21 protein-coding genes are annotated in these 21,580 nt (G+C 72.0%); 9 read left to right on the top strand and 12 right to left on the bottom strand.

The window, feature by feature from the left end:
* Nucleotides 1-175 precede the first annotated feature (175 nt).
* The 3 genes from ACIBU0_RS23325 to ACIBU0_RS23315 all read left to right on the top strand — a co-directional run bounded on the left by ACIBU0_RS23325 (nucleotide 176) and on the right by ACIBU0_RS23315 (nucleotide 2,174).
* On the top strand, nucleotides 176-1,036 hold the full coding sequence (locus ACIBU0_RS23325) for a helix-turn-helix domain-containing protein (RefSeq protein ID WP_398821320.1): 861 nt from the start codon (nucleotides 176-178) through the stop codon (nucleotides 1,034-1,036).
* The gene (locus ACIBU0_RS23320; protein ID WP_398821318.1) at nucleotides 1,037-1,291 is read left to right on the top strand and encodes a DUF397 domain-containing protein; all 255 of its coding nucleotides are present in this window, start codon (nucleotides 1,037-1,039) and stop codon (nucleotides 1,289-1,291) included. It abuts the gene before it with no gap.
* Nucleotides 1,292-1,355: 64 nt separating this feature from the next.
* On the top strand, nucleotides 1,356-2,174 hold the full coding sequence (locus tag ACIBU0_RS23315; RefSeq protein WP_398821316.1) for an SAM-dependent methyltransferase: 819 nt from the start codon (nucleotides 1,356-1,358) through the stop codon (nucleotides 2,172-2,174).
* 30 nt (nucleotides 2,175-2,204) lie between these two features.
* Here the strand turns inward: ACIBU0_RS23315 and ACIBU0_RS23310 are convergent, their stop codons facing one another.
* From ACIBU0_RS23310 to ACIBU0_RS23295, 4 genes are all read right to left on the bottom strand, one after another.
* Nucleotides 2,205-2,909 (bottom strand): dual specificity protein phosphatase family protein, encoded by a 705-nt coding sequence (locus ACIBU0_RS23310; RefSeq protein WP_398821314.1) that lies wholly within the window; start codon nucleotides 2,907-2,909, stop codon nucleotides 2,205-2,207.
* Nucleotides 2,910-3,037: 128 nt separating this feature from the next.
* A complete protein-coding gene (locus ACIBU0_RS23305) occupies nucleotides 3,038-3,970 on the bottom strand; it encodes a hypothetical protein (protein ID WP_398821312.1) in 933 nt (310 codons plus the stop codon).
* On the bottom strand, nucleotides 3,967-6,588 hold the full coding sequence (locus ACIBU0_RS23300) for a PEP/pyruvate-binding domain-containing protein (protein ID WP_398821310.1): 2,622 nt from the start codon (nucleotides 6,586-6,588) through the stop codon (nucleotides 3,967-3,969). Before ACIBU0_RS23300 ends, ACIBU0_RS23305 begins: the two co-directional genes overlap by 4 nt.
* Nucleotides 6,589-6,973: 385 nt before the next feature.
* Entirely contained in the window at nucleotides 6,974-8,455 is a 1,482-nt protein-coding gene (locus tag ACIBU0_RS23295) for a PLP-dependent aminotransferase family protein (protein ID WP_398821308.1), read from the bottom strand.
* 47 nt (nucleotides 8,456-8,502) lie between these two features.
* Between ACIBU0_RS23295 and ACIBU0_RS23290 the strand changes: the two genes are divergently transcribed.
* On the top strand, nucleotides 8,503-8,979 hold the full coding sequence (locus ACIBU0_RS23290; RefSeq protein WP_398821306.1) for a carboxymuconolactone decarboxylase family protein: 477 nt from the start codon (nucleotides 8,503-8,505) through the stop codon (nucleotides 8,977-8,979).
* Between the two features lie 16 nt (nucleotides 8,980-8,995).
* On the opposite strand, the gene ACIBU0_RS23285 is transcribed toward ACIBU0_RS23290, so the two are convergent.
* The 3 genes from ACIBU0_RS23285 to ACIBU0_RS23275 all read right to left on the bottom strand — a co-directional run bounded on the left by ACIBU0_RS23285 (nucleotide 8,996) and on the right by ACIBU0_RS23275 (nucleotide 12,400).
* Nucleotides 8,996-10,483, bottom strand: a complete 1,488-nt coding sequence (locus ACIBU0_RS23285; protein ID WP_398821304.1) for a glutamate synthase subunit beta — start codon at nucleotides 10,481-10,483, stop codon at nucleotides 8,996-8,998.
* Between the two features lie 455 nt (nucleotides 10,484-10,938).
* Nucleotides 10,939-11,418, bottom strand: a complete 480-nt coding sequence (locus tag ACIBU0_RS23280; protein ID WP_398821302.1) for a DUF1772 domain-containing protein — start codon at nucleotides 11,416-11,418, stop codon at nucleotides 10,939-10,941.
* Between the two features lie 286 nt (nucleotides 11,419-11,704).
* Entirely contained in the window at nucleotides 11,705-12,400 is a 696-nt protein-coding gene (locus ACIBU0_RS23275; protein ID WP_398821300.1) for a DUF2293 domain-containing protein, read from the bottom strand.
* A gap of 342 nt (nucleotides 12,401-12,742) precedes the next feature.
* Here ACIBU0_RS23275 and ACIBU0_RS23270 point away from each other — a divergent pair, with 342 nt between their 5' ends.
* From ACIBU0_RS23270 to ACIBU0_RS23260, 3 genes are all read left to right on the top strand, one after another.
* On the top strand, nucleotides 12,743-13,384 hold the full coding sequence (locus tag ACIBU0_RS23270; protein ID WP_398821298.1) for a uridine kinase: 642 nt from the start codon (nucleotides 12,743-12,745) through the stop codon (nucleotides 13,382-13,384).
* A gap of 48 nt (nucleotides 13,385-13,432) precedes the next feature.
* The gene (locus ACIBU0_RS23265; protein WP_398821296.1) at nucleotides 13,433-13,846 is read left to right on the top strand and encodes a PPOX class F420-dependent oxidoreductase; all 414 of its coding nucleotides are present in this window, start codon (nucleotides 13,433-13,435) and stop codon (nucleotides 13,844-13,846) included.
* Nucleotides 13,847-13,980: 134 nt separating this feature from the next.
* Nucleotides 13,981-14,418, top strand: coding sequence for a CBS domain-containing protein (locus ACIBU0_RS23260; RefSeq protein WP_398821294.1), 438 nt, complete (start codon nucleotides 13,981-13,983; stop codon nucleotides 14,416-14,418).
* A 164-nt stretch (nucleotides 14,419-14,582) separates the two neighbouring features.
* Here the strand turns inward: ACIBU0_RS23260 and ACIBU0_RS23255 are convergent, their stop codons facing one another.
* Nucleotides 14,583-15,710, bottom strand: coding sequence for a magnesium and cobalt transport protein CorA (locus ACIBU0_RS23255; protein WP_398821292.1), 1,128 nt, complete (start codon nucleotides 15,708-15,710; stop codon nucleotides 14,583-14,585).
* Between the two features lie 261 nt (nucleotides 15,711-15,971).
* Here ACIBU0_RS23255 and ACIBU0_RS23250 point away from each other — a divergent pair, with 261 nt between their 5' ends.
* A complete protein-coding gene (locus ACIBU0_RS23250) occupies nucleotides 15,972-16,766 on the top strand; it encodes a methyltransferase domain-containing protein (protein ID WP_398821290.1) in 795 nt (264 codons plus the stop codon).
* Between the two features lie 141 nt (nucleotides 16,767-16,907).
* Here ACIBU0_RS23250 and ACIBU0_RS23245 read toward each other — a convergent pair whose 3' ends face one another.
* Both ACIBU0_RS23245 and ACIBU0_RS23240 read right to left on the bottom strand, forming a co-directional pair.
* Nucleotides 16,908-18,002 (bottom strand): carbohydrate kinase family protein, encoded by a 1,095-nt coding sequence (locus ACIBU0_RS23245; protein WP_398821288.1) that lies wholly within the window; start codon nucleotides 18,000-18,002, stop codon nucleotides 16,908-16,910.
* A gap of 7 nt (nucleotides 18,003-18,009) precedes the next feature.
* A complete protein-coding gene (locus tag ACIBU0_RS23240; RefSeq protein WP_398821286.1) occupies nucleotides 18,010-18,918 on the bottom strand; it encodes a pseudouridine-5'-phosphate glycosidase in 909 nt (302 codons plus the stop codon).
* A gap of 99 nt (nucleotides 18,919-19,017) precedes the next feature.
* Between ACIBU0_RS23240 and ACIBU0_RS23235 the strand changes: the two genes are divergently transcribed.
* Nucleotides 19,018-19,446 carry a VOC family protein gene (locus ACIBU0_RS23235; protein ID WP_398821284.1) on the top strand — a complete coding sequence of 143 codons (429 nt, stop codon included), beginning with the start codon at nucleotides 19,018-19,020 and terminating at the stop codon, nucleotides 19,444-19,446.
* Nucleotides 19,447-19,476: 30 nt separating this feature from the next.
* On the opposite strand, the gene ACIBU0_RS23230 is transcribed toward ACIBU0_RS23235, so the two are convergent.
* The gene (locus tag ACIBU0_RS23230; protein ID WP_398821283.1) at nucleotides 19,477-20,766 is read right to left on the bottom strand and encodes an MFS transporter; all 1,290 of its coding nucleotides are present in this window, start codon (nucleotides 20,764-20,766) and stop codon (nucleotides 19,477-19,479) included.
* Nucleotides 20,767-20,987: 221 nt separating this feature from the next.
* Entirely contained in the window at nucleotides 20,988-21,542 is a 555-nt protein-coding gene (locus ACIBU0_RS23225; protein ID WP_398821281.1) for a methylated-DNA--[protein]-cysteine S-methyltransferase, read from the bottom strand.
* Nucleotides 21,543-21,580 lie beyond the last annotated feature (38 nt).

The following is a 21,580-nucleotide window of genomic DNA, read 5'->3' as shown; positions in this document are numbered from 1 at the left end:
GGATCACCGAAGATCCACCGCGATCTTCGAATAGGTCTTCGAATGGCGCCGTCGGCCTGTCAGGATTCAGTCGGCCCGTCAGGAGGGGGAAGTCTGTCGGGACCGCACAACCTGTCAGGGCCCGGTCGGCCTGCCGGATTCAGTCGTCTGTCGGGATTCATCGTGGAGGTGGGGCGTGAGCGAGCCGCGGTCCGCGCCGACGGTCGGTCAGGTGGTTCTCGGTCGGCGCCTGCTGGACCTGCGGGAACGCGCCGGACTCAAACGCGAGGAGGCGGCCCGCATCCTCCGCGTCGCTCCCGCCACGGTCCGCCGTATGGAGACGGCCGAGGTCGCGCTCAAGATCCCGTACCTCCAACTGCTCCTGAAGGCCTACGGCATCGCGGACGACGAGGCCGACGCCTTCGTGCAGCTGGCCGAAGAGGCCAACAAGCCCGGCTGGTGGCAGCGGTTCCACGACATCCTGCCCGGCTGGTTCTCGATGTACGTCAGCCTGGAGGGCGCGGCCTCGCTCATCCGGTCGTACGAACCGCACTTCGTGCCCGGTCTGTTGCAGACCGAGGACTACGCGCGCGCGGTGCTGCGGTCGGGCGCCATCGGCCAGACCAGCCCGGACGACATCGAGGGACATGTCGCCCTGCGCATGCAACGCCAGCAACTGCTCACCCGTGACGACGCACCCCGGCTGTGGGTGGTGATGGACGAGACCGCGCTGCGCCGCCGGGTCGGCGGCCCGGAGGTGATGCGTGCCCAGATCGACAGGCTGCTCGAAGCGACGAAGCTGTCCAACGTGACGCTGCAGGTGGCCCCGTTCGCGAACGGGCCGCACCCCGGCACGTACGGGCCCTTCGCGCTGTTCCGATTCGCCGTGCCGGAACTCCCGGACATGGTCTACATCGAGTACCTGACCGGCGCCGTCTACCTCGACGCGCGCGTCGAGGTGGCGACCCATCTCGAGGTCATGGACCGCATGGCGGCGCAGGCCGCCACGGCACATCGCACGAAGGAGATCCTCCGGGGTCTCCGCAAGGAGCTGTGAATGGATCGCATCAAGCCGCGCATACGCGTCTACAACGGCATGCCCGCGCGGGACCTGGGCAGCGAAGGCTGGCACAAGCCGTGGAGCGGCGGCAACGGCGGCAGCTGCCTGGAGGCGATGAAGCTCGCCGACGGCCGGATCGCCGTCCGTCAGTCGACCGACCCGGACGGGCCGGCGCTGATCTACACCCCGGCCGAGATGACGGCGTTCATCGAGGGTGCCAAGGCGGGGGAGGCGGACTTCCTGCTGTCGTGACCTTGTTGCTGAGTCGATTCCCTTATTTTGATGCCGAGTTGAACATTTACTGCTGCAGACCCTCATGGAGTTCGTCATGACCGGGCGGAACCGTTTCGTCGAGATCGACACCAGCAAGCCGCATCCCGCACGCATGTACGACTGGTATCTCGGGGGCAAGGACAACTACCCGGTCGACGAGGCCATGGGGCAGCAGATGCTCACCCTCGACCCGCGCGTCCCCGTGATGGCGCGGGTCAACCGCGCGTTCATGCATCGCGCCACCCGCTGGCTCGCCCGGCAGGGCGTCCGCCAGTTCCTCGACGTCGGCACCGGCATCCCGACCGAGCCGAACCTCCACCAGGTGGCCCAGGAGATCGCGCCGGACGCGCGTGTCGTCTACTGCGACAACGACCCCATCGTGCTCGCGCACGCGGCGGCCCTGCTGCGCGGCACCGAGGAGGGGGCGACGGAGTACCTGCAGGCCGACGTCCGCGACCCGGACGCCATCCTCGAAGGCGCCAAGCGCGTCCTGGACTTCCGCGAGCCGGTGGCCCTGTCCCTCGTCGCACTGCTGCACTTCGTCTCCGACGAGGACGGCGCGCACGAGCTGGTCGGCCGGCTGCTGTCCGAACTCCCCTCCGGCAGCTACCTGGTCGTCTCCCACGCCACCGCCGACTTCACCCCCGAGGAGTCCAGGGCGGCGACCGAGAAGCTCAAGGCGGCCGGCGTCACGCTGGCCCTGCGCTCCCGCGAGGAGTTCATCCGCTTCTTCACCGGCCTCGAACTCGTCGAGCCGGGCGTGGAAGTGCCCCACCACTGGCACCCCGAGCTGGGCGAGCCGGTGCCCGGGCAGGACGACGGGGTCATTCCCGGGTACGGGGCGGTGGGGCGCAAGCCGTAGCAGGCGTGGTCCTACGGTCCCCTTGCGTGCTTACAGGTACGACATGAGGCGCCGCGGAGCGTCCACCAGGCGGCTCACCACCACGACCGGCAGCGGCGGCTGCTCGGCCTTGGCGGGGCTGAGGTTGAGCCCGTAGTAGATCTGCTCCAGCGACGGCGGTCCGACCGCGAGGTTGCGCCGGACCGCCTGCGACGGCGACTCCTCGCCGGTCTTCACGAGGTACGCGGCGACCATCGCGCCCGTACGGCCGACACCCGCGCCGCAGTGCACGAAGACCGGGCCGGACGCCGATGAGACGACGCCGAGGAAGCGCTGCACCTGCTGCGGCGACGGCGTCTGTCCGTCACGGATCGGCAGGCGTACGACCTTCAGCCCGACCTTGCCCGGTTCGGCCAGCTGGGCCGCGCTCATGTGCTCGGCGCGCAGGTCGACGACGGTGGTGATCCCCATGCCCGCCAGTGCGCGGTAGCCCGCGGGGGAGGGGGCGGAGCCGCGCCACAGCCGGCCTGCGGGATCCACGGGCTGGAAGTGGTTCACGCCCTGGACGGAGCGGGTTCCGGCAGGCGCCGGAGTCTCCTCGCGGGCCCAGTACGAGGCCCCCAGGATGCTGCCTGCGCCGACTGCCCAGAGAACGAGGTAACCGATCACGATGCCGAGGAGGATCCGCAGTGCACGCCGGGAGAGCGGGCGCTTGCGGAGGGCAGGACGGGGCAGCGTTGCGGTGAGAACAGCCATGGGCGACCTGGGGGACTAGGGGACGAGGACGCCTTGGAAGGGTACCCCCGGGTCTGTGATCAATAGGGCGCTACGTCCGATTCTGTGCACTATGTCTCATTTGCCGGACCGGTCACTCGATTCCGTGGTCACCGGGAGTCGCCGCCCGATTCCACGTCGGAGACGCCGACCACGGTGAGATGGGCGCGCTCCAGCGTCGCGTCCTCCAGACAGCCGCGCAGCCGCAACAGGTCGTGATCGGTGAGCGCGGGCCGCACGACCCCGGCGAACATGCCGTTCCCGAGGTCGCCGAGGGGGGCGTGCCGCAGCGGTGCGGCCGTGGAGTGCCGGCAGCTCTCCCAGATCTGGTGTGCGGCCAGTGCCTTGCCTTCGGACGACATGCCCGGCCCCCGCAGGTCGATCCGGACGAGCACCGAGGTCGCCTGGTGCTCGTTGGCCTCCTCCGCCCTGGTCTGGGTGAGATCGGCGAGCCCCACGACCAGCGCGGCGAGCAGGGCGACACCGAAGACCGCGACGCCGGTCACGCGCGCGGTGTGCCCCCTGGAGGCCCCGGCGCCGAGCTTCGGCAGATCGTCGAGGTCGTCCAGGTCGCCGGGTGCCGCCGGATCGGGTGCGGCGAGGACGGCCAGCCGCCCGGCCAGACGGCGCTCGGCGGGTCTGGCCGTGGCCGACGCGACCCTCTGCACCACCCAGGCGAGCCCGGACAGCACCACTCCGGCGACCATGAGGACCGGGACGAAGACGTACGCCCGGTCCGCCGGGTCCTCCAGCCAGCGGAACCGTGTCTCCTCGCGCGCCACGGCCGGCTCCCGCAGCCGCGTCAGCACGTCCTCCTGGCGGGCGTCCAGCTCCCGCTGCCGCCGGTCGGTGTCCCGCAGCCGCTCCTCGATCCGGCTCAGCCGCCCCAGCGTCACCAGCGCGAACAGCATCACCTCCACCACCAGCAGCAACACCCCGCAGATCATCGCCCGCTGCCACTGCCAGCGGTACAGATAGACGATGAGGTAGGTGCCCGCGCCGGTGGCGGCCAGCGCTCCCAGGACGTACGCGATCTTCCTCATGACACGTCCCCCAGTCGTACGTCACCGGCGGTCCCGTCGACGGAGAGCCGGGAGCCGGGCGGGAAACGGCGCACGGCGTCGGTCGCGCCGACCACCGCGGGGAGTCCGAACTCTCTCGCCAGTACGGCCAGATGGGACAGCGGGCTGCCGGTCTGGGCGACCAGGCCGGTCAGCCCGGGCAGCAGCGGGGCGAGCGCGGGGTCCAGGGTGCGGACGACCAGCACGGCGTCCACCGGCCGGGGACCCGCCCCGTCCCATACGGTCCCGACGACGCGCCCCGCGGACACACCCCGCACTCCGTCGCCCCGGCCCGCCGCGCGCTCGGTGACGACGACCTGACCGTCGGCCAGCCGGAAGGCGTCGGGCAGCGGTGGCGACGCGGCCTGCGGCACGCGCGCGTGGAGGTCACCGGGCAGCGCCGCGCCGCCCAGCACGGCGGCCAGCTCCGCCCACCGCAACAGCCCGACGCGCTCCACGTCGATCCCCAGCCGCCGCGCAACCTCCCGCACGAGCCGCACCTGCAGCTCCTGCACCCAGCGGATACGGAGGCGGAGGGCTTCGCGGGGTGGGAGGGGGGTGAGGTGGGGGGACGGAGTGGCCGGTGTGGTGAAGGGGTGCGTGCCGGCCGGTTCAGGGAGGGCGGGGGCGAGGGCTTCTGGGTGGGGAGTGGCAGTGGCCTGAGGGGCCGCTTCTGGGTGGGGAGTGGCCTGAGGGGCCATGGTGGACGGCGCACGGCGGCCCGCGGGCGCCGTGACATGAGCGGGCGCCGTGACATGAGTGGCGAGGGGCGGCTCGGCAGGGGTGGCTCGCCGAGCCGGTTCGAGGGCCGGCGGGCGCGGGGAGGGCGGGTGGCTGCGGTGGCCGTTGCCCGCGGATCCCGCTTGTGCGGTGCGGGTCGGTGGTGCATGGGGGCGGGGGGTGCCGGTGGTCGGCAGGCGGGTCGTCGGCCGACCGGGTTCGGCGTTGTGCCGGTCGGGTGTGCTCGTGTGCTGTGGCTGGCCGTTCTGCTCTGCCGTCGGGGCCTGGGCGGGGTCGGTCGCGGTCGTCGGCGGGGCGGTTGCCGGGGCGCTCGGCAGTCGCCCGCGGCCGCGCAGGGTCGGGGAGGTGAGGGCCAGGATCACGGGGTCGGCGGCGACGATCCGGTCGTCCGGCACGCCCCGCGCGCGGGCCTCGGCCAGGGCGGCCAGGGCCGTTCCGGCCGCGGTGCGGCTCTTGGGTGGTTCGCCGAGGAGGGCTCCGGCGAGTGCCTCCTGGGCGTGCAGGGAGACCAGGACCCGCCGGGTCCAGCGGAGCTCCGCGGCCAGAGCGGATCCCGAGAGCGACCCGGGTGACGGGATCTCGGCCAGACGGCGGTCCACGTCGGCGACGAGATCGGCCGCCAGCCCGGGCAGGGAGGACGCGAGGCGGCCCACCCGCCAGGCGGCGGCGAGCCGGCGCGCGCCGGGCGCCGGGTTCAGCCACGCGAGCCACCGGTGCCGCGGCGGAACCGCGCCGAGGAGGCGCAGGTCGGCGGCGGCGCGTCCGGCGACCGTCGTGACCACGGGCACCGACTTGAGCAGCCGGCGCGGGGCCGTGCCCCCGATGTCGAGCGCGGCGGCGAGCCCCCGGTCCATCGGCGCCACCCACAGGTCCTCCTCCAGGGGTGCCAACTGCTCCGGCAGCGTCTCCGCCACCGGACCGGGCCCGAGCAGCCGCGCCCCGCGGGCCGGCCGCGCCGCCATCGCCGTGATCGGCCGGCTCTGGAACAGCCACAGCCGCCCGTCCGCGTCGAACCCGAACTCCACGTCCTGCGGCCCGCCGAAGACCCGCCGGACCTGCCGCGCGAGCCGCGCCAGCCGGAACAACTCGGCCCGCGTGAGCAGCGAGCCGCCCTCCGCGGACGCGGCGTGCGGGTTCAAGGAGGGCAGGGCCGGCGGATCCGTAGGGGACCTCCTCCGCGAGTCCCCTGAGTCCTCCGCCGACGCCGCCTCTTGCGAACTCTCCGTCCGCAGCAGCCGTCCGTGCCCGCTCAGCCAGTAGTCGGTGCCGGCCTGCGCACCGCCGACCAGGCTGTCCGGACCGCCGCGCACCGCGCTGACCAGCAGCCGGTCGGCCCGCCCCGCGACCGGGTCGGCGCCGAACATCACCCCGCCGACCCGTGCCGTGAGCATGGGCTGCACCAGCACCGCCATCGGCGCCGTGGACCCGTCGGGACGGCGCGCCGAGTCGAGCACGGTCTGTACGGCCGTACGAAAGCCCCGCCAGTCGCGTACGTCGAGCACCGAGGCGAACTGGCCCGCCAGCGAGGATTCCTCGGTGTCCTCCTGCGGCGAGGAGGACCGTACGACCAGGGGGAGGGCGCCGTCGCCCGAGAGCTCGTCCCAGGCGCGGCGCAAGGCCACCGTGTCGCCGCGCGCCCGGTGCGGGATCACGAACCCGGGCAGGACGGGCAGTCCCGCGCGGGCCGCGCGGGCGAGGTTCGCGGCCTTGGACCCTATGAGCTGGGGGAGTACGGCGCCGGGCTGGTCGAGCGGGACGACGGCCGGGCCGTACGCCTCGGCCGGTCCGGGGGCGGCGTCGCCCCGGTGCTGTTCCCCGTCGCGGGCAGCTTCTCCATGACGTTCATCGAGCGTCGTCATCGAACACCCTCCAGGACCGACCGCCAACAGGGGGGACGCGCGGGGGTGGCCCTGCGCCTGACGACGGAACGAAGGATGGGGGCGAGCCGCTACCGACCCGGTCCCGGGTGCGACGACAGCACGCCTCCTGCTCCGATGATCCCACTCCTGTTCGGATACATGTAGCCCAGAAGTCACTTTTCGGACACATGGGAGAACAAATCGGAAGGCGGCGGTATGCCGGGACGGGACGAATCGTCCAGCGGCAGCGGTCCCCGGCTCCTCCCCGGGCAGGAGGCGCTACGGGCGGGCTCCTTCGCGGGCAGGAGTGCGGTGCCGTGGGGCCGGGCGAGGCGTGTGCTCGGTGCGGCGCCCCGGGCAAGGCCGGCTCGCGGTGCCGGGCGCCTCAGTCGCCGTCCGGTCTCCGTCGCCGTTCCCGACCCGGCTCCTCGACCGGCGGCAGCACCCCGCACAGTGCCTCCAGGGCCGCCCCGTACGCATGCTCCGAGGGGGTCGCGAAGCCGACGACGAGGCCGTCACGCACCGGCGTGTCCGTCTCCGGGGCCTCCGGGTGCCGGAACTCGGCGAGGCCGTCCAGGGCGATGCCCTGCCAGGTGGCTGCCTTGACCGTGGAGCGCTCGGTGCCGGGCGGCAGCCGCAGCACGGCGTGCAGCCCGGCGGCGACACCGGTGACCCCGATGTGCGGCGCGTGCTCGGCGAGCGCCGCTACGAGGCGGTCGCGACGGCTCCGGTACCGCTGCCGCATACGCCGTACATGACGGTCGTACGCCCCGGAGGCGATGAGGTCGGCCAGGCTCAGCTGATCGAGGACGCTCGCCCACGCCTCGCGCTCCCCCTTGGCCGCGAGCACGTCGTCGACGTACCGCTCCGGCAGCACCATCCACCCCAGCCGCACTGCCGGCGACAGGCTCTTGCTGACCGAGCCGATGAAGATCACCCGATCCGGGTCGAGGCCCTGGACGGCGCCCACGGGCTTGCGGTCGTAGCGGAACTCGCCGTCGTAGTCGTCCTCCAGCACCACGCCCCCACGCGCGCGTGCCCAGTCGATCAGCGCGGCGCGGCGCTCGGGGTGCAGCGGGCCGCCGGTCGGGAACTGGTGCGCGGGCGTCAGCAGCACGGCCCGCTCGCGCCCCAGCCGGTCGACGCGGGCACCGTCCCCGTCGAGGGGGAGCGGTGCGGTCCGTACGCCTCCGGCGGCGAGGAGTTCCCGGTGGAAGCCGAGCCCGTACGCCTCCACGGCCAGCGGCCCGCGCAGCACGCCGCGCCCGCCGCCCCTGTCCTGGCCGAAGAGCAGCCGCAGAGCGTGCGCGAAGCCCGAGCAGATCACGATCCGGCCCGGCTCGGTGCGCACGCCACGCGCGCGTGCCAGGTATTCGGTGAGGGCCTCCCGCAGTTCGACGCGTCCGGCGGGGTCACCGGGCCCGAAGACCTCGTTCGGCGCCTGCTGGAGAGCCCGCCGGTAGGAGGCCAGCCAGGCCGCGCGCGGGAACGCCGACGCGTCCGGGGTGCCCTGCCGCAGGTCGTGCCGAGGTCCACGCGCGCGTGGCGGTGCCTTACGGGGCACTCGCTCGGCACGCCGCAAGGGCTGGACGCGCTCGGCCACCCTCGTCCCCGAGCCCTGTCGTGCGGTGAGCCAGCCCTCGGCGACCAGCTCCGCGTAGGCGTCGGCCACCGTGTTGCGGGCGACCCCGAGGTCGGCGGCGAGCGAGCGGTATGGCGGCAGCCGGGTGCCGGGCGCGAGCCGGCCACTGCGCACGGTCTCCCGCAGCGCACGGGTCAACGCGGCCCGCCGGCCCCCCGGGCCGGACAGCTCCAGGTGCAGGTCGGTGCCGATGCGCTCGGCGTAATTGACCCATGAATCCGTCATGGAAATGCACCCTACGGCCGGTCTTTCCATTCCGTAGGTTGATCTGCATGACGACGAACACGACCGCACCCGAGAGCACCCGGCTGAACTTCGCCCGATCCGCCACGAAGGCCTTCCGCGCCCTCGTCGGCTTCGACGCCGCCGCCCGCGAGGGCCTGGACCCGGCGCTCGTCGAGCTGATCCAGATCCGTGCCTCGCACCTCAACCACTGCGCCTACTGCCTCCACATGCACACCAACGACGCCCGCAAGGCCGGTGAGAGCGAGGACCGGCTGCACATGGTCGCGGTCTGGCGCGAGGCCCGCCACTTCTTCACCGAGAAGGAACAGGCGGCCCTGGCCCTGACGGAGGCGGTGACCCTGGTGGCCGACGGCGGCGTCCCCGACGAGGTCTACGCCCGCGCCGCGGCCCACTTCGACGAGCAGGAACTGGCCCACGTCCTGGCCCTGATCCTCACGATCAACACATGGAACAGGGTGGCGCTGGCGACGGGGAAGGTGGCCGGGACGGACGAGCGGCGCTGAATCGCCGGCCTGCGCCTTACACCGTCATCGGGCGGTCGTACGGCGATATGGGCGCCGGCAGCCTCGAACTCCCCGTCAGACAACGGTCGACGGCCGCCGCCACCGCCCGTCCCTCCGCGATCGCCCACACGATGAGCGACTGCCCCCGGGCGGCATCCCCCGCGGCGAACACACCGGGGACGTTCGTGGCGAACCCGGCGTCCCGCGCGATCGTGCCGCGAGGCTGCAGCTCCAGCCCCAGCTGGTCGATCAGCCCGTCCTCCCGGTCGGGCCCGGAGAAGCCGAGGGCGAGCAGGACGAGGTCGGCCGGCAGCGATCGCCCGGTGTCCGGCAGCGGGCGGCGCTGTGCGTCCACCTCCACCAGGTGCAGCGACCGCACGTGCCCGTCGGCGTCACCCGTGAAGCGGAGCGTGGACGCCGCGAACAGCCGGGCGTCCGCGTCCGCCGCGGGCGCCGTCTGAAGATCGCGCGCCTCCTCGTGCGCGGCCGACAGACGGTAGATCTTCGGGTACGTCGGCCAGGGCTCGGTGTCCTCGTCGCGCTCGGCGCCCGGCTGGGCGTAGATGTCCAGCTGGGTCACGGACGCGGCACCCTCCCGTACGGCGGTGCCCAGACAGTCGGCCCCCGTGTCCCCGCCGCCGACGATGACGACGTGCTTCCCGGCGGCGGACAGGGGGGACGTCTCCAGGTCCCCCTCACACACCCGGTTGGCCAGCGGCAGATACTCCATCGCCTGATAGATGCCGTCCAACTCCCGCCCGGGAACCTGCAGTTCGCGCCACGCCGTGGCTCCTGTGGCGATCACCACGGCGTCGTAGCGCGACCGCAGCTCGGCGGCCCCGATGTCCCGCCCGACCGCCGTCGACGTACGGAACTTGGTCCCCTCCGCCTGCATCTGCTCGATCCGCCGCTCCAGATGGTGCTTCTCCATCTTGAACTCGGGGATCCCGTACCGCATCAGCCCGCCGATCCGGTCGTCCTTCTCGTACACGGCGACCGTGTGCCCCGCCCGGGTCAGCTGCTGTGCCGCCGCGAGTCCGGTCGGTCCCGAGCCGATCACCGCCACCGTCTTCCCCGACAGCCGCTCCGGCGGACGAGGCGGCGCGAAGCCCTCCTCCCAGGCCCGGTCGGCGATGGCGCACTCGACGTTCTTGATGGTGACGGCCGGCTGGTTGATCGCCAGCACGCACCCCGACTCGCAGGGTGCCGGGCACAACCGCCCCGTGAACTCGGGGAAGTTGTTCGTCGCGTGCAGCCGGTCGGCGGCAGCCCGCCAGTCCTCCCGTGACACCAGGTCGTTCCACTCGGGGATCAGATTGCCGAGCGGACAGGCGTCGTGGCAGAAGGGAATGCCGCAGTCCATACAGCGGTCGGCCTGCTTGCTGATGATCGGCAGCAGCGCCCCGGGGACGTACACCTCGTCCCAGTCCTTGACCCGCTCCTCGACGGGCCGACGCGGCCAGTCCTGGCGGGGGGTGGTCATGAAACCCTTGGGATCGGCCATGGCCGTCTTCCTAGCGTGTGCGCGGTTGTGACGTGTGGGAGCCGTGCGTCATCGGGCGGCACTCTTCCGGCCACGATACGTCCCGTCGGCGGCGTGCGCAGAGGGGAGGGACAGCGCTTTCTCCGCGGTTTTTCCGTGGACTGTTCCCGGGCTCGCTCCGTGGACTATTCCCAGGCTCGCTTTATGGGGGTGGGTGGGGCGGGCGTGGGTGGGGCTTGGGGTAGGGCGGGGCGTGGCACATGCGGGCCGGTCGGGGCGATGTGCATGCGGACGGGGGCGGTGCGGGGCCCGTGGAGTGGAGCGGAGGGCGGAGCCCGTGCGGTGTGAGTCGGGTGGGGTCGATGCGGAGTGGTCGGTCCGGGGCCATGTGGAGTGGTCGGGCGATCCATGCGCAGTGGGTCGGATGGGGGCCATGCGGAGTGGGCCGGGTGGGCGCGGGGCGGGGCAGGGGCGGGTCAGCTGAGGGCGAGGACGTACGACACCGTCGCGGCGGCCGAGGCGGCCATGCGCACGTGGTTCCACGTCGTCCACTCACGCACGTACGTCGGCCAGTAGGCGGCCGCCTCAGGGGTGCCCGCGTCGAGCTTGAGCAACGCTTCGTTGCGGGGCACGTTCGCCACCATGGTCACCCCGAAGGAGCCGAACAGATACAGCCCGCTGCCCAGCAGCAGCTCCACGGTCCCCTCGTCCGGCCAGAGCACGAACGTCACCACGGCGATCACCGCGCACAGCACCGCCGACCCGATGAACACCAGCATGAACGCCGGCGTCAACGCCGTCACATTGATCGCCTTCATCGCGGCGACGCCCTGCGCCGGCGGCAGCGCGGCGAGCCCGCGCATCACGAAGGTCGAGAAGGCGCAGAAGACCCCGGCCACGAGACCGGTTCCGACCACGCCGATCACGACCAGGACGAAGTACGGCCCGTCAATCATCAACGTCAACTCCTGTGTCCGGCCGGGATCCTTCCCAGCCCAGTCCCATTCGTCACCTCAAGTGAAGTCCTGCCCGGGAACGCTCACCATGGCTGAACGACGCGCAGCCATACGCGAGCGTCCAGCGGGGCGAAGGACGGGCGCCGAGCCTTGAAGGACGGCACCGTCGGGTGGCCAGTTCGCGTCCCGGTCTCCATGTGCCCGTGCCCGTGCTCCTGCCCGTGACCGTGCCGGTTCCGGTTCCTGTTCCCGTACTCGTCCCCGATGGCCGTCCCCCGCGCCACCGTCAGCCCACCCCCGACACCTCCGCCCGCCACGCCCGCAACGTCGTTTCCACCACCGCCGCGATCCGGCGCCGAGCCTCGTGCCGCGGTACCCCGCTCATCAGGAACTGGTCGTACGGGGTGTCCAGATGCCGAACGGACGCCACGACCGCCGACGTCACCGCCCCCTCGGACAACGCCCGCCCCGCCGCACTCCGCCCCACCCGACCACTGCCCCGCACCGACGCATGCGCGGCGATGTCCCGCGCCCGGTCCGCAGGACATCCCGGGAACAGCCGCCGTATCTCAGCCGCGAACGCCTCCGCGAACCGCACGTCCTCCCGCGCCCGCCGCCGGGCGTCCCGCACCCGGCGCCGCCGCCGAGCCTCCGCGTCCGCCAGGCACCGCTGCTCGGCCCGGGCGAGCCCCGCTTCCTCGACGAGGACGCCCTGCCGCTCATAACGGCTCTTGCGCCGGTTGAACCGTACGACCACCGCCGACAGCGCACTCTCCTCCCGTGACCGACGCGTCAACGCCGTGTCGCCGCGCGGCAGGAACACCAGATGCCCGAGGTCGGCACAGTCGAGACACCGCGGCGCCCCGTCCTCCAGCACGAGCATCGGCAACGGCCCCCCATGACACTCCGCACAGTGCCGCCGCTTGAGAGGCTGGATCACCAGAAGGCCGGTGCGGTGCGGGGGAGTTGCGAGGGGCGCCATACCCGGTTCATTCCCCGTGGGGCGGCTCTGGGGAACTATCCGACTGGGGCAGCGGGCTGCGCGATCGGAACAGCCGTCTGCCTGATCGGCACGGGAAACTGCCTGGTTGGGGGACGGGAAGCTGCCTGATCGGGTGGGGCCGGCGGCCTGATCGGTCCGCTGGGCGGTGCGAGCAGGGCGTCGATGCGATCCGGCGGAGCCGCCCCGCTCGCCCCGCCCGCCCGGCCCTCGCGATCGGGCCGAAACCTCCCGACCCGCGGGCGCCCGCGCATCCCGACCGCAGAGCAGTCGCGCCTCCCGACTGCGGAGCGCCCCCTCGTCGCACCCGTTCTCTGTCGCATCATGGGCCCTGTGCGACTTGAAGCGATCACCTGGGACCGGCTCGGCGACCTGCTGGCCGAGCGGCTGCTCGACCTGAAGCCGGCCGACGGCAGCCCCTGGCCGCGCATCGCCTTCGACGGTGCCCCGGCGGCCCGCCCGGGAGACCTCGCCGAGCGGGTCGGTGAGGCGTTGCGTATACGCGGCCGTCCCTCGCTCGCCGTCGGCGCGGAGGGCTTCCTGCGCCCCGCCTCGGTCCGGCTGCAGCACGGCCACCGGGACGTGGATGCCTATTACGACGGCTGGTTCGACACCGGCGCCCTGTGGCGCGAGGTCTTCGGCCCCCTCGAACCCGGTGGCGACGGCCGTGTCCTGCCTGATCTGTGGGACCCGGTCGCCGACCGAGCCACCCGCAGTCCCTACGTCCAACTTCCGCCCGGCGGCTTCCTGTTGCTGCACGGTCCCCTCCTGCTTCGTCACTGGTTCCCCTTCGATCTGACCGTCCACGTCCTGCTCTCACCCGGTGCTCTGCGCCGACGGAGCCCCGAGGCCGAGCACTGGACGATCCCCGCCTTCGAGCGCTACGAGCAGGAGACCGATCCGGTCGGTACGGCCGATGTCCTGGTGCGCGCCGACGACCCGCGGCACCCGGCGTGGAGAGGGTGATCCAAAAAACCGCTTCTCTATGCACGTGCATTTAATTACTCTGGTCCCATGACGACCTCCACGAGTGATCCGATCTCCTTCGACGACTCCGTCCGCACCCTGCTGGACGGCAAGAACTTCGCCAGCGTGGCCACGCTCGGCCCCGACGGCGCCCCGCAGAACTCGGTGGTCTGGATCAAGCGCGAGGGCGACACCGTGCTCTTCTCCTCCGTCGACGCCCGCCAGAAGGTGCGTAACCTCCGCCGCGACCCCCGCATCAGCGTCTCGGTCTACGACCTCGCCCACCCCTACAGCTCGGTCGAGATCCGCGGCACCGCGGAGATACTCCCGGACGAGGCCAAGCGGCTCCCGTTCGAGCTCTCGCACAAGTACCTCGGCATCGACCCGCCCGCCGAGAAGGACGACGAGACCCGCGTGATCATCCGTGTCGTCCCGCGGAAGATCGTGCGCTTCTCGGCCTGAGCGCCTCCCGCTGCCGGTGGCCGTCGCCCGTCGGTTCCGGGTGCATGTGCCGGGCGGCGCGGCGAGAATGAAGGGCGCCGGGACTAGCGGTGCGTCCCGCGCCGCGCCGGCCGTCCGGCATCGGGAGGTACTTCATGACCACTGCCGGAGACATCATGCACCGTGGTGCCCAGTGGATCCCGGCCCACGAGACCCTCGACCGCGCCGCCCAGCTGATGCGCGAGCTGGGCGTCGGAGCCCTGCCCATCAGCGACCAGAACGAACGGCTCTGCGGCATCCTCACCGACCGCGACATCGTCATCGGCTGCGTGGCCATGGGCCGTGACCCCAGCAAGGTCACCGCCGGCGAGATGGCTCAGGGCACCCCGCGCTGGATCGACGCGAGCGCCGACATCAGGGAAGTGCTCCGGGAGATGAAGGAGCACCAGATCCGTCGGCTCCCCGTCATCGACAACAAGCGCCTGGTCGGCATGATCAGCGAGGCCGATCTGGCCCAGCACCTGTCGGAGCGCGAGATCGGTCAGTGGGCCGAGAGCGTCTACGCCAGGACCGGGGCGCCGACGACGCACTGACCCGGCGAACGCCTCACCCTCGCCCGTTGTGACGTCCTCGTCCGGCTGGCCGGACGGCCGTGCGGGGCGGGGACGCACCCGATCCTGCCGATGCAACCGCGCGATCCTGCCGATGCAACCGCCCGATCCTGCCGAAGCAACCGTCGATCCTGCCGAAGCAACCGTCAGAGCCACCCGTTCCGCCGGAAGCCGCGGTACAGCACCAGGCACGCGACGGATATCACGGCTATGACCAGCGGATAGCCGAACGTCCAGCGCAACTCCGGCATGTAGTCGAAGTTCATCCCGTACACCCCGCACACCATCGTCGGCACGGCGACGATCGCGGCCCAGGCCGTGATCTTCCGCATGTCCTCGTTCTGTGCGACGGTGACCTGTGCCAGGTGCGCCTGCAGGATCGAGTTCAGCAGTTCGTCGAAGGCGAAGATCTGTTCCTTGGCGCGCAGCAGATGGTCGGACACGTCGCGGAAGTAGGCCTGTATCTCCGGCTCCACCACTCGGATGGGCAGCGTGGCCAGGTCCTCCAGCGGCCGGCTGAGCGGAACCACGGCCCGCTTCAGCTCCAGGAGTTCCCGCTTCAGCTGATAGATCCGCCCCGGGTCGACCCGCGCGCCGTTCTCCGCGAACACGTCCGTCTCGACCTCGTCGATGTCCTCCTGCACCGAGTCCGTGACGTTCAGATAGTCGTCGACCACATGGTCCGCGATCGCGTGGAGCACCGCCGCCGGCCCCTTCGCGAGCTGCTCGGGGTCCGACTCCAGCTCCTCGCGCAACGGGCCCAGTGAGCCGTGCCGTCCGTGTCGCACGGTGATCACGAAGTCCCGGCCGACGAACACCATGATCTCGCCGGTGTTCACGACCTCGCTCGTCGCCGTGAGCTGCTCGTGCTCGACGTAGCAGACTGTCTTGAACACCGCGAACAGCGTCTCGTCGTACCGCTCCAGCTTCGGCCGCTGATGCGCCTCGACCGCGTCCTCCACCGCCAGCGGATGGAGGTCGAACAACTCGGCGATACCCGCGAACTCCTGGTCCGTCGGCTCATGGAGGCCGAGCCAGACGAAGCCCGCTCCGCGCTTGCGCACCCGCTGCACGACGTCGACCAGATCACCGTTCTCCGGGACCCGTATCCCGTCCCGGTACGTCACGCAGTTCACCACCGAAGAGCCCAGCGGGGACCGGGCGGGATGGCTGAGGTCGACGCGGGGGCGCCGTCGAGCCAGCCCTGCCACCTTGCGGAGGCCGCCGACCTTGCCGAGGCCCGTGACCTTCCGCAGATTCCCTGCCATGGACATCTGGATCTCCTTGCGTGGATCCTCGCGCCGCATCTCTGCGCCCTGGCACGCCAGTTTGCCAGCTGGGCGTGAGCGGCGGGTAAGCCTGTGGGAACAGTAGATTCCGCTTTGTTCCCGCCTGTGGATGAAGGGAGTTTGCCCACGTCGCCTCGTGGCATGGGTGTGAATCCGGAGGAAGGAAAGGGGGTGGTGAGGAATTCACGACCGTCCCGCCGAGCGTCGACCGCTGTCGGCAAAGCGGGTAAATGGGATGATCCAGACATGATGCAAACCGACGGACATCTCCTCGACAACCGGCCGGCCGAGGCGGGTGGGCACCGCGACGCCCTGGGACCTCTCTTCGACCCCGCGACGTTCCGGCATCTCGAAGGGTTCGGCATCGGACCCGGCTGGCGCTGCTGGGAGGTGGGCGCCGGCGGCACCTCGGTGGTCTCCTGGCTGGCCAAGAAGGTCGGCCCGACCGGCAAGGTGGTCGCTACCGACCTCGACACTTCACGGCTCGACCCGGCCGCCCGCCCGCCGGTCGAGGTTCGCGTCCACGACGTGGGCGCGGAGGAGCCGCCGGGGGACGAGTTCGATGTGGTGCACGCCCGGATGGTCCTCTCTCATGTACCGGACCGTGAGCGGGCGTTGCGGTCGATGATCAAGGCCCTCCGTCCCGGTGGCAGACTCCTGGTGGAGGACGCCGACCCCGCCCTGCAGCCCCTGCTCTGCCCCGACGAGCACGGCCCCGGCCGGCAACTGGCGAATCGCCTGCGCGACGCCGTCCGCACTCTCCTCGCCGACCACGGCGCCGATCTCTCCTTCGGCCGCAGACTCCCGCGCCTGCTCCGGGAGGCCGGACTGTGCCGGGTGGCTGCCGACGCGTACTTTCCGTTCGCCTCGCCCGCCTGTGCCGACCTGGAGTCCGCCACCATCCGTGAACTCCGCGACCAGCTGGTCACCGCCGGCCTCGCCACCGACCAGGGCATCGACCGCCACCTCGCCAACGTCACCGCCGGCGGCATGGATCTGGCCGCGACCCCGATGATCTCGGCGTGGGGGCGCAAGGCATAGGTGGGGACGCAGGGGATCAGTAGGGACACAGGGTATGGGTGAGGAAGTAAGACATAGGTAGGGACACAGGGCATGGGTGAGGAAACGAGACGTAGGTAGGGATGCAGGGCATAGGCGAGATAGCAAGACGCAGGTGAGAGGTCACACCGGCCGGTGCGGTCTCCCACCCACCTGCTCCACCGCCAGCGCACCTGCCCGGCACCCCTCCCGCGCCGCGTCTTCCGGTCCGGCACCCTTGAGCAGGGCCGCGAGGAAAGCTCCGGTGAAGGCGTCGCCCGCACCCGTCGTATCCCTCGGGGTGGCCGGCACGGCGGGGACGCGGGCGCTCACGGTGCCCGACAGGGCGACCAGGGCGCCGTCCGCGCCCTGCTTGGCGACCACCAGCGGGACATGCATGCTCAGCTTGGCCGCCGCGTCCTCCGCATCGGGCAGCCCCGTGAGCAGGCACGCCTCGTCACGGCTCGGCAGCAGGACGTCCACGCCCCGCACCAACCCCAGGAAACGGTCGACGCCCAGCTCGGTCAGGAACCCCGCCGACGCCGGATCCAGACTCACCGGCACTCCCCGCGCGCGTGCCGACCCCACAGCCTCTGCCACGAGCGCCCGGCTCGGCTCGGAGAACAGCAGGTAGCCGGAGAGATGCAGCCGGGCGACCCCGTCGAGCAGCGCGTCCGACCAGTCGTCGGGACCGAGCCGCAGGGACGCGCCGCTGTCGGTGAGGAACGTCCGCTCGGCGGCGGCGCCCTTGTCGACCAGGCAGATCACCGTCCCGGTCGGGGCCTGCGAATCCACGACGAGAAGCGGCCGCACTCCGCTCGCGGTCAGCTCCTGCTCGTGCCACGCGGCCGTGTCCGCCCCGACCCTCCCCAGAAGCCGCACGTCCGCGGCTCCCCAACGCGCGGCCCAGCAGGCCACGTTGGCGCCCGCGCCGCCCGGCACCGTCCGGATGGCCGCGGCCGTGTCCGTGCCCGAGGCGAGCGGCCCCCGGTGCCGTGCGATGACATCCGTCACCACGTCCCCGACGACGAGCAGCGCACCGTCATGGGCGCCGCGGACGGCCGGTTCGCTCCTCGATTCGCCAGGCGCTGTCCTGCCGCTGCCGGGTTCCCGCGCCGCCGCCTCGATCCCCGGCCCTCGGCCCGCCGCTTCGATCCCCGATCCGCGGCCCGCCGCTTCGATCCCCGGTCCGCGGCCCGCCGCCTCGCTTCCGGTGCCGCGTGCCCCCGACCCGGTCATGTGCCGATCACGCCCCGGCCCACGCTGCCGCGATCCGCCCGGCCAGCCGTACGTTGCCGCGCACCGCCGCAAGGTTGGCGCTCAACGAGGCACCATCGGTGTGCCGCACCAGGTAGTCCAGCAGGAACGGCGTGACCGCCTGACCGGTGATGCCCCGCTCCTCGCACGCGTGCAGCGCGTCGGAGAGCACGCGCGCGTGCAACTGCGGATCCAGCTGCTCCTCCTCCGGAACCGGGTTGGCGACGATCAGAGCCGACTCGGGCCCGTCGAGCCCGTCCTGAGCGCGCATCACTTCGGCCACTTCCTGCGGCGACTGAAGCGTCCAGTCCACCGGATGCCCCGAATCGGACAGATAGAAGCCGGGGAAGTGCTCCGTGCGGTAGCCGGCCACCGCGACGCCCAGTGTCTCCAGCCGCTGCAGGGTCGCCGGGACATCCAGGATCGACTTCACGCCGGCACACACCACGGTGATCCGCGTACGGGCCAGCAGCCCCAGGTCGGCCGACTCGTCCTGTGTCACCGTCCACTGCCGGTGCACGCCGCCGAGCCCACCCGTCGCGAACACCCGTACGCCCGCGAGGGCCGCCAGCAGAGCGGTGGCCGACACGGTGGTCGCCCCGCTCGCCCCCGAGGCCACCGCGAGCGGCAGATCACGGTGCCCCAGTTTGCGGATCCCGTCCTCGTTCGCGACCCGCTCCAGCTGCTCCTTGTCCAGGCCGACATGGGGCCGCCCGTCCAGCACGGCGATCGTCGCGGGAACGGCGCCCTCCTGCCGTACGACGTCCTCCAGCTCCAGCGCCACCTGCAGATTGCGCGGGCGCGGCAGCCCGTGCGCAATGATCGTGGACTCCAGAGCCACCACGGGGCGACGCGCGTCGATCGCCTCTCGCACCTCTTCGGACACCACCAGCACCACGCGCCTGCCTCCTGTCTGTCGGTCTTCCCTCATCTCTGGCGGGCGGCGCACCGAGTCAAACCCTTGCGGCCTGTGGGAGACGACACCAGCCTGGTGTGCATGACGGACAACACCGCACGTCTCGACCATGTCGTCCTCTGGGTGCGTGACCCGGTGGCGTCGGCCGACTTCTACGAGAAGGCGGTCGGCATGGAGCCGGTCAGGCTCTCCGAATTCTCCGCGGGGGCTGCTCCCTTCCCCTCCGTGCGCCTCAACGAGGAGACGATCCTCGATCTCATGCCGCTCACCATGGCGGAGCGCATGCACATGCTGCCCGGCGCCGCCGACAGCTCCGGCCACCCCGTCAACCACGTCTGCCTCGCCCTGCCCAGCGACGACTTCGACGCCCTGCGGGCCCGCCTGGAGGAGCGCGGCGCGCCCGTGTCGGACATCTCCCGCGACTCCTTCGGCGCCCGCGGCAAGGCCAAGCGCAGCTTCTACTTCCGCGACCCCGACGGCAACGTCTTCGAGGCCCGGCACTACGACTAGTCTGCCCACCCCAGCTGATCCGCCGTGGCCTCAGCTGTCCGCCGAGACGTCCCGCGCCCGGCGTCTGCCCCGCGTGACCAGTGCCAGCGCCGCCAAGGGGACGAGCAGACACGCGGCGGTGAAGTTCAGCCAGGCGTAGCTCGCCTGCGCGACCACGAGCCCCGCGGCCGCTCCGCCGATGCCCGCGGAAGCGTTCATGACCAGATCCGACAGCCCCTGAGCCGCAGCCCGCGCGGGCTGCGGCACGGAATCCGTGAGCAGCGCGGAACCGGAGACGAGCCCGGCCGACCAGCCGAGCCCGAGTACGAAGAGCCCGACGGCCGTCTGCCCGTGACTGCCGCCCGCCGTCCCGGCGAGAAACACCGCGCATGCCAGCAGTCCCACGGCAAGCCCGATCCCGGACAGTCGCCCCAGCCGGTCCGACAGCCGCCCCATGAGCGGCGCGAACGCGTACATGCCCGCGATGTGCCCGCTGATGACCAGCCCGATCAGATCGATGCCCGCCCCGTGGTGTGAGAGGTCGACCGGGGTCATCGACATCACCGAGACCATCGCGGTGTGCGCCACGGCAACCGTCACCACCGCGAGCCGGGCCCGCGGCGAGGCGGTCACGGCGGCCAGTCCGGCGCGCAGCGAACGGGCCGCGGACGACTGTTCCTCGGCCGGTGCGAGCGCACGCGCCGTCAGCAGCGGATCCGGCCGCAGCAGTACGGCCACCACTGCGGCGGATATCAGGAAGATCCCGGCCGCCCACAGGAACGGACCGGCCGCTGCGGGTATCCCGAGGCCCGTGACGCTGCGACCGGCCGGCGAGGCGATGTTGGGGCCGAGGACCGCACCGATGGTCGTCGCCCATACGACCAGGGAGATGGCCCGGGCCCGCCGCTCCGGCTCGGCCAGATCGGCGGCCGCGAAACGCGCCTGCAGATTCGCCGACGAGGCCGCGCCGAACGCGGCCATCCCGCACAGCAACAGCGGGAAGCTCCCGACGTCGGCCGCGATCACTGTGATACCGGCGCCCACCGCTCCGATCAGATAGGCCAGCACGAGCCCGGGGCGGCGCCCGCGCGCGGTCATCAGCGCGGCCAAAGGTATCGACAGCACGGCCGTACCGGCGACTGTCGCGGTGGGCGCGAGCCCGGACAGCGACTCGGTGCCGCTGACCTCCGTGGCCAGCACGGCCGCGAGTGCGATGCCGGTGGCGACACCCAGCCCGCCCAGAATCTGCGTCACGATCAGCACAGCTGTCGTACGGCGTCGCAGGGCCGGCAACCGGTCGGGCGTGACGGGCGCGACGACCGGTCGCTCGACGGCGGTCACGACGCACACCCGGCGGTGTGGCGCGCCGGACCGATCGGCAGCGGCACGCACACCGGACCGGCCGACCGGAGGCAACGCACCGGACCGGACGCGTACGGGTGGGTGAAAAGTGTCGTCACAGGCGCAGTCTCCCCCCTCTTCACTCGCCTGCCCAACCGGTGAAGCACCGGGCCCGCCCTCGTGAAGGAACCGGGCCGACCGGGTGAACGCCCGGGAAGCCCTCAGAACAGCGGCTCGGGCAGTACTCCCTCCAATGCGAGCAGCTTCCGCTTGGTCTCCAGGCCGCCCCCGAACCCACCGATGCCGCCGTCGCTCTCCACGACCCGATGACAGGGCACTACGACGGGCAGCGGATTGGCGCCCATCGCCATACCCACCGCCTGGGCGGCGCCCGGCTGGCCGACCCGCCCGGCCAGATCGCCGTATCCGACGACCGTGCCGTACGGGACACCGGCGGCCAGCTCGCGCAGCACCTGCCGGTTGAAGCCTGAAATGAGGGACCAGTCCAGCGGCAGCTCGAAGTCGCGCCGCGTACCCGCGAAATACTCCTCCACCTGACGTATCGCCTCGGTCAGCAGCGCAGAGCCGGGCGCCTCGACCGGCTCGGTGCCCAGCCGGGACGCCAGGTGCTCGAGCGCCTTGTCGCGCACCTTCTCCGTGGCGTGGAACACGACACTGACCAGGCCGTCGCGGGTCGCGGCCAGCATCAGTGGACCGATGTCGGTACCGACGACGGCCCACACGACCTGCTGCTCGTACTGCCCATGGCTGTCCATGCGCCAACCGTACGACCCACCACTGACAACGCCCCGGC

It is taken from the genome of Streptomyces sp. NPDC049627, from assembly GCF_044465645.1.
Lineage (GTDB): Bacteria > Actinomycetota > Actinomycetes > Streptomycetales > Streptomycetaceae > Streptomyces.
The sequence above is the reverse complement of the archived record's forward strand: the minus strand, read 5'-3'. Positions and strand labels throughout refer to the sequence as shown.

Bases quoted from the DNA above. Each gene is read 5' to 3' on its own strand.
- ACIBU0_RS23280 (WP_398821302.1), bottom strand. From the start codon at position 11,418: ATGATTGACGGGCCGTACTTCGTCCTGGTCGTGATCGGCGTGGTCGGA.
- ACIBU0_RS23290 (WP_398821306.1), top strand. From the start codon at position 8,503: ATGACGACGAACACGACCGCACCCGAGAGCACCCGGCTGAACTTCGCC.
- ACIBU0_RS23315 (WP_398821316.1), top strand. From the start codon at position 1,356: ATGGAGTTCGTCATGACCGGGCGGAACCGTTTCGTCGAGATCGACACC.
- ACIBU0_RS23225 (WP_398821281.1), bottom strand. From the start codon at position 21,542: ATGGACAGCCATGGGCAGTACGAGCAGCAGGTCGTGTGGGCCGTCGTC.
- ACIBU0_RS23270 (WP_398821298.1), top strand. From the start codon at position 12,743: ATGGGCCCTGTGCGACTTGAAGCGATCACCTGGGACCGGCTCGGCGAC.
- ACIBU0_RS23300 (WP_398821310.1), bottom strand. From the start codon at position 6,588: ATGACGACGCTCGATGAACGTCATGGAGAAGCTGCCCGCGACGGGGAA.
- ACIBU0_RS23275 (WP_398821300.1), bottom strand. From the start codon at position 12,400: ATGGCGCCCCTCGCAACTCCCCCGCACCGCACCGGCCTTCTGGTGATC.
- ACIBU0_RS23255 (WP_398821292.1), bottom strand. From the start codon at position 15,710: ATGTCCATGGCAGGGAATCTGCGGAAGGTCACGGGCCTCGGCAAGGTC.
- ACIBU0_RS23235 (WP_398821284.1), top strand. From the start codon at position 19,018: ATGACGGACAACACCGCACGTCTCGACCATGTCGTCCTCTGGGTGCGT.
- ACIBU0_RS23285 (WP_398821304.1), bottom strand. From the start codon at position 10,483: ATGGCCGATCCCAAGGGTTTCATGACCACCCCCCGCCAGGACTGGCCG.
- ACIBU0_RS23295 (WP_398821308.1), bottom strand. From the start codon at position 8,455: ATGACGGATTCATGGGTCAATTACGCCGAGCGCATCGGCACCGACCTG.
- ACIBU0_RS23320 (WP_398821318.1), top strand. From the start codon at position 1,037: ATGGATCGCATCAAGCCGCGCATACGCGTCTACAACGGCATGCCCGCG.
- ACIBU0_RS23265 (WP_398821296.1), top strand. From the start codon at position 13,433: ATGACGACCTCCACGAGTGATCCGATCTCCTTCGACGACTCCGTCCGC.
- ACIBU0_RS23250 (WP_398821290.1), top strand. From the start codon at position 15,972: ATGATGCAAACCGACGGACATCTCCTCGACAACCGGCCGGCCGAGGCG.
- ACIBU0_RS23245 (WP_398821288.1), bottom strand. From the start codon at position 18,002: ATGACCGGGTCGGGGGCACGCGGCACCGGAAGCGAGGCGGCGGGCCGC.
- ACIBU0_RS23305 (WP_398821312.1), bottom strand. From the start codon at position 3,970: ATGAGGAAGATCGCGTACGTCCTGGGAGCGCTGGCCGCCACCGGCGCG.
- ACIBU0_RS23260 (WP_398821294.1), top strand. From the start codon at position 13,981: ATGACCACTGCCGGAGACATCATGCACCGTGGTGCCCAGTGGATCCCG.
- ACIBU0_RS23310 (WP_398821314.1), bottom strand. From the start codon at position 2,909: ATGGCTGTTCTCACCGCAACGCTGCCCCGTCCTGCCCTCCGCAAGCGC.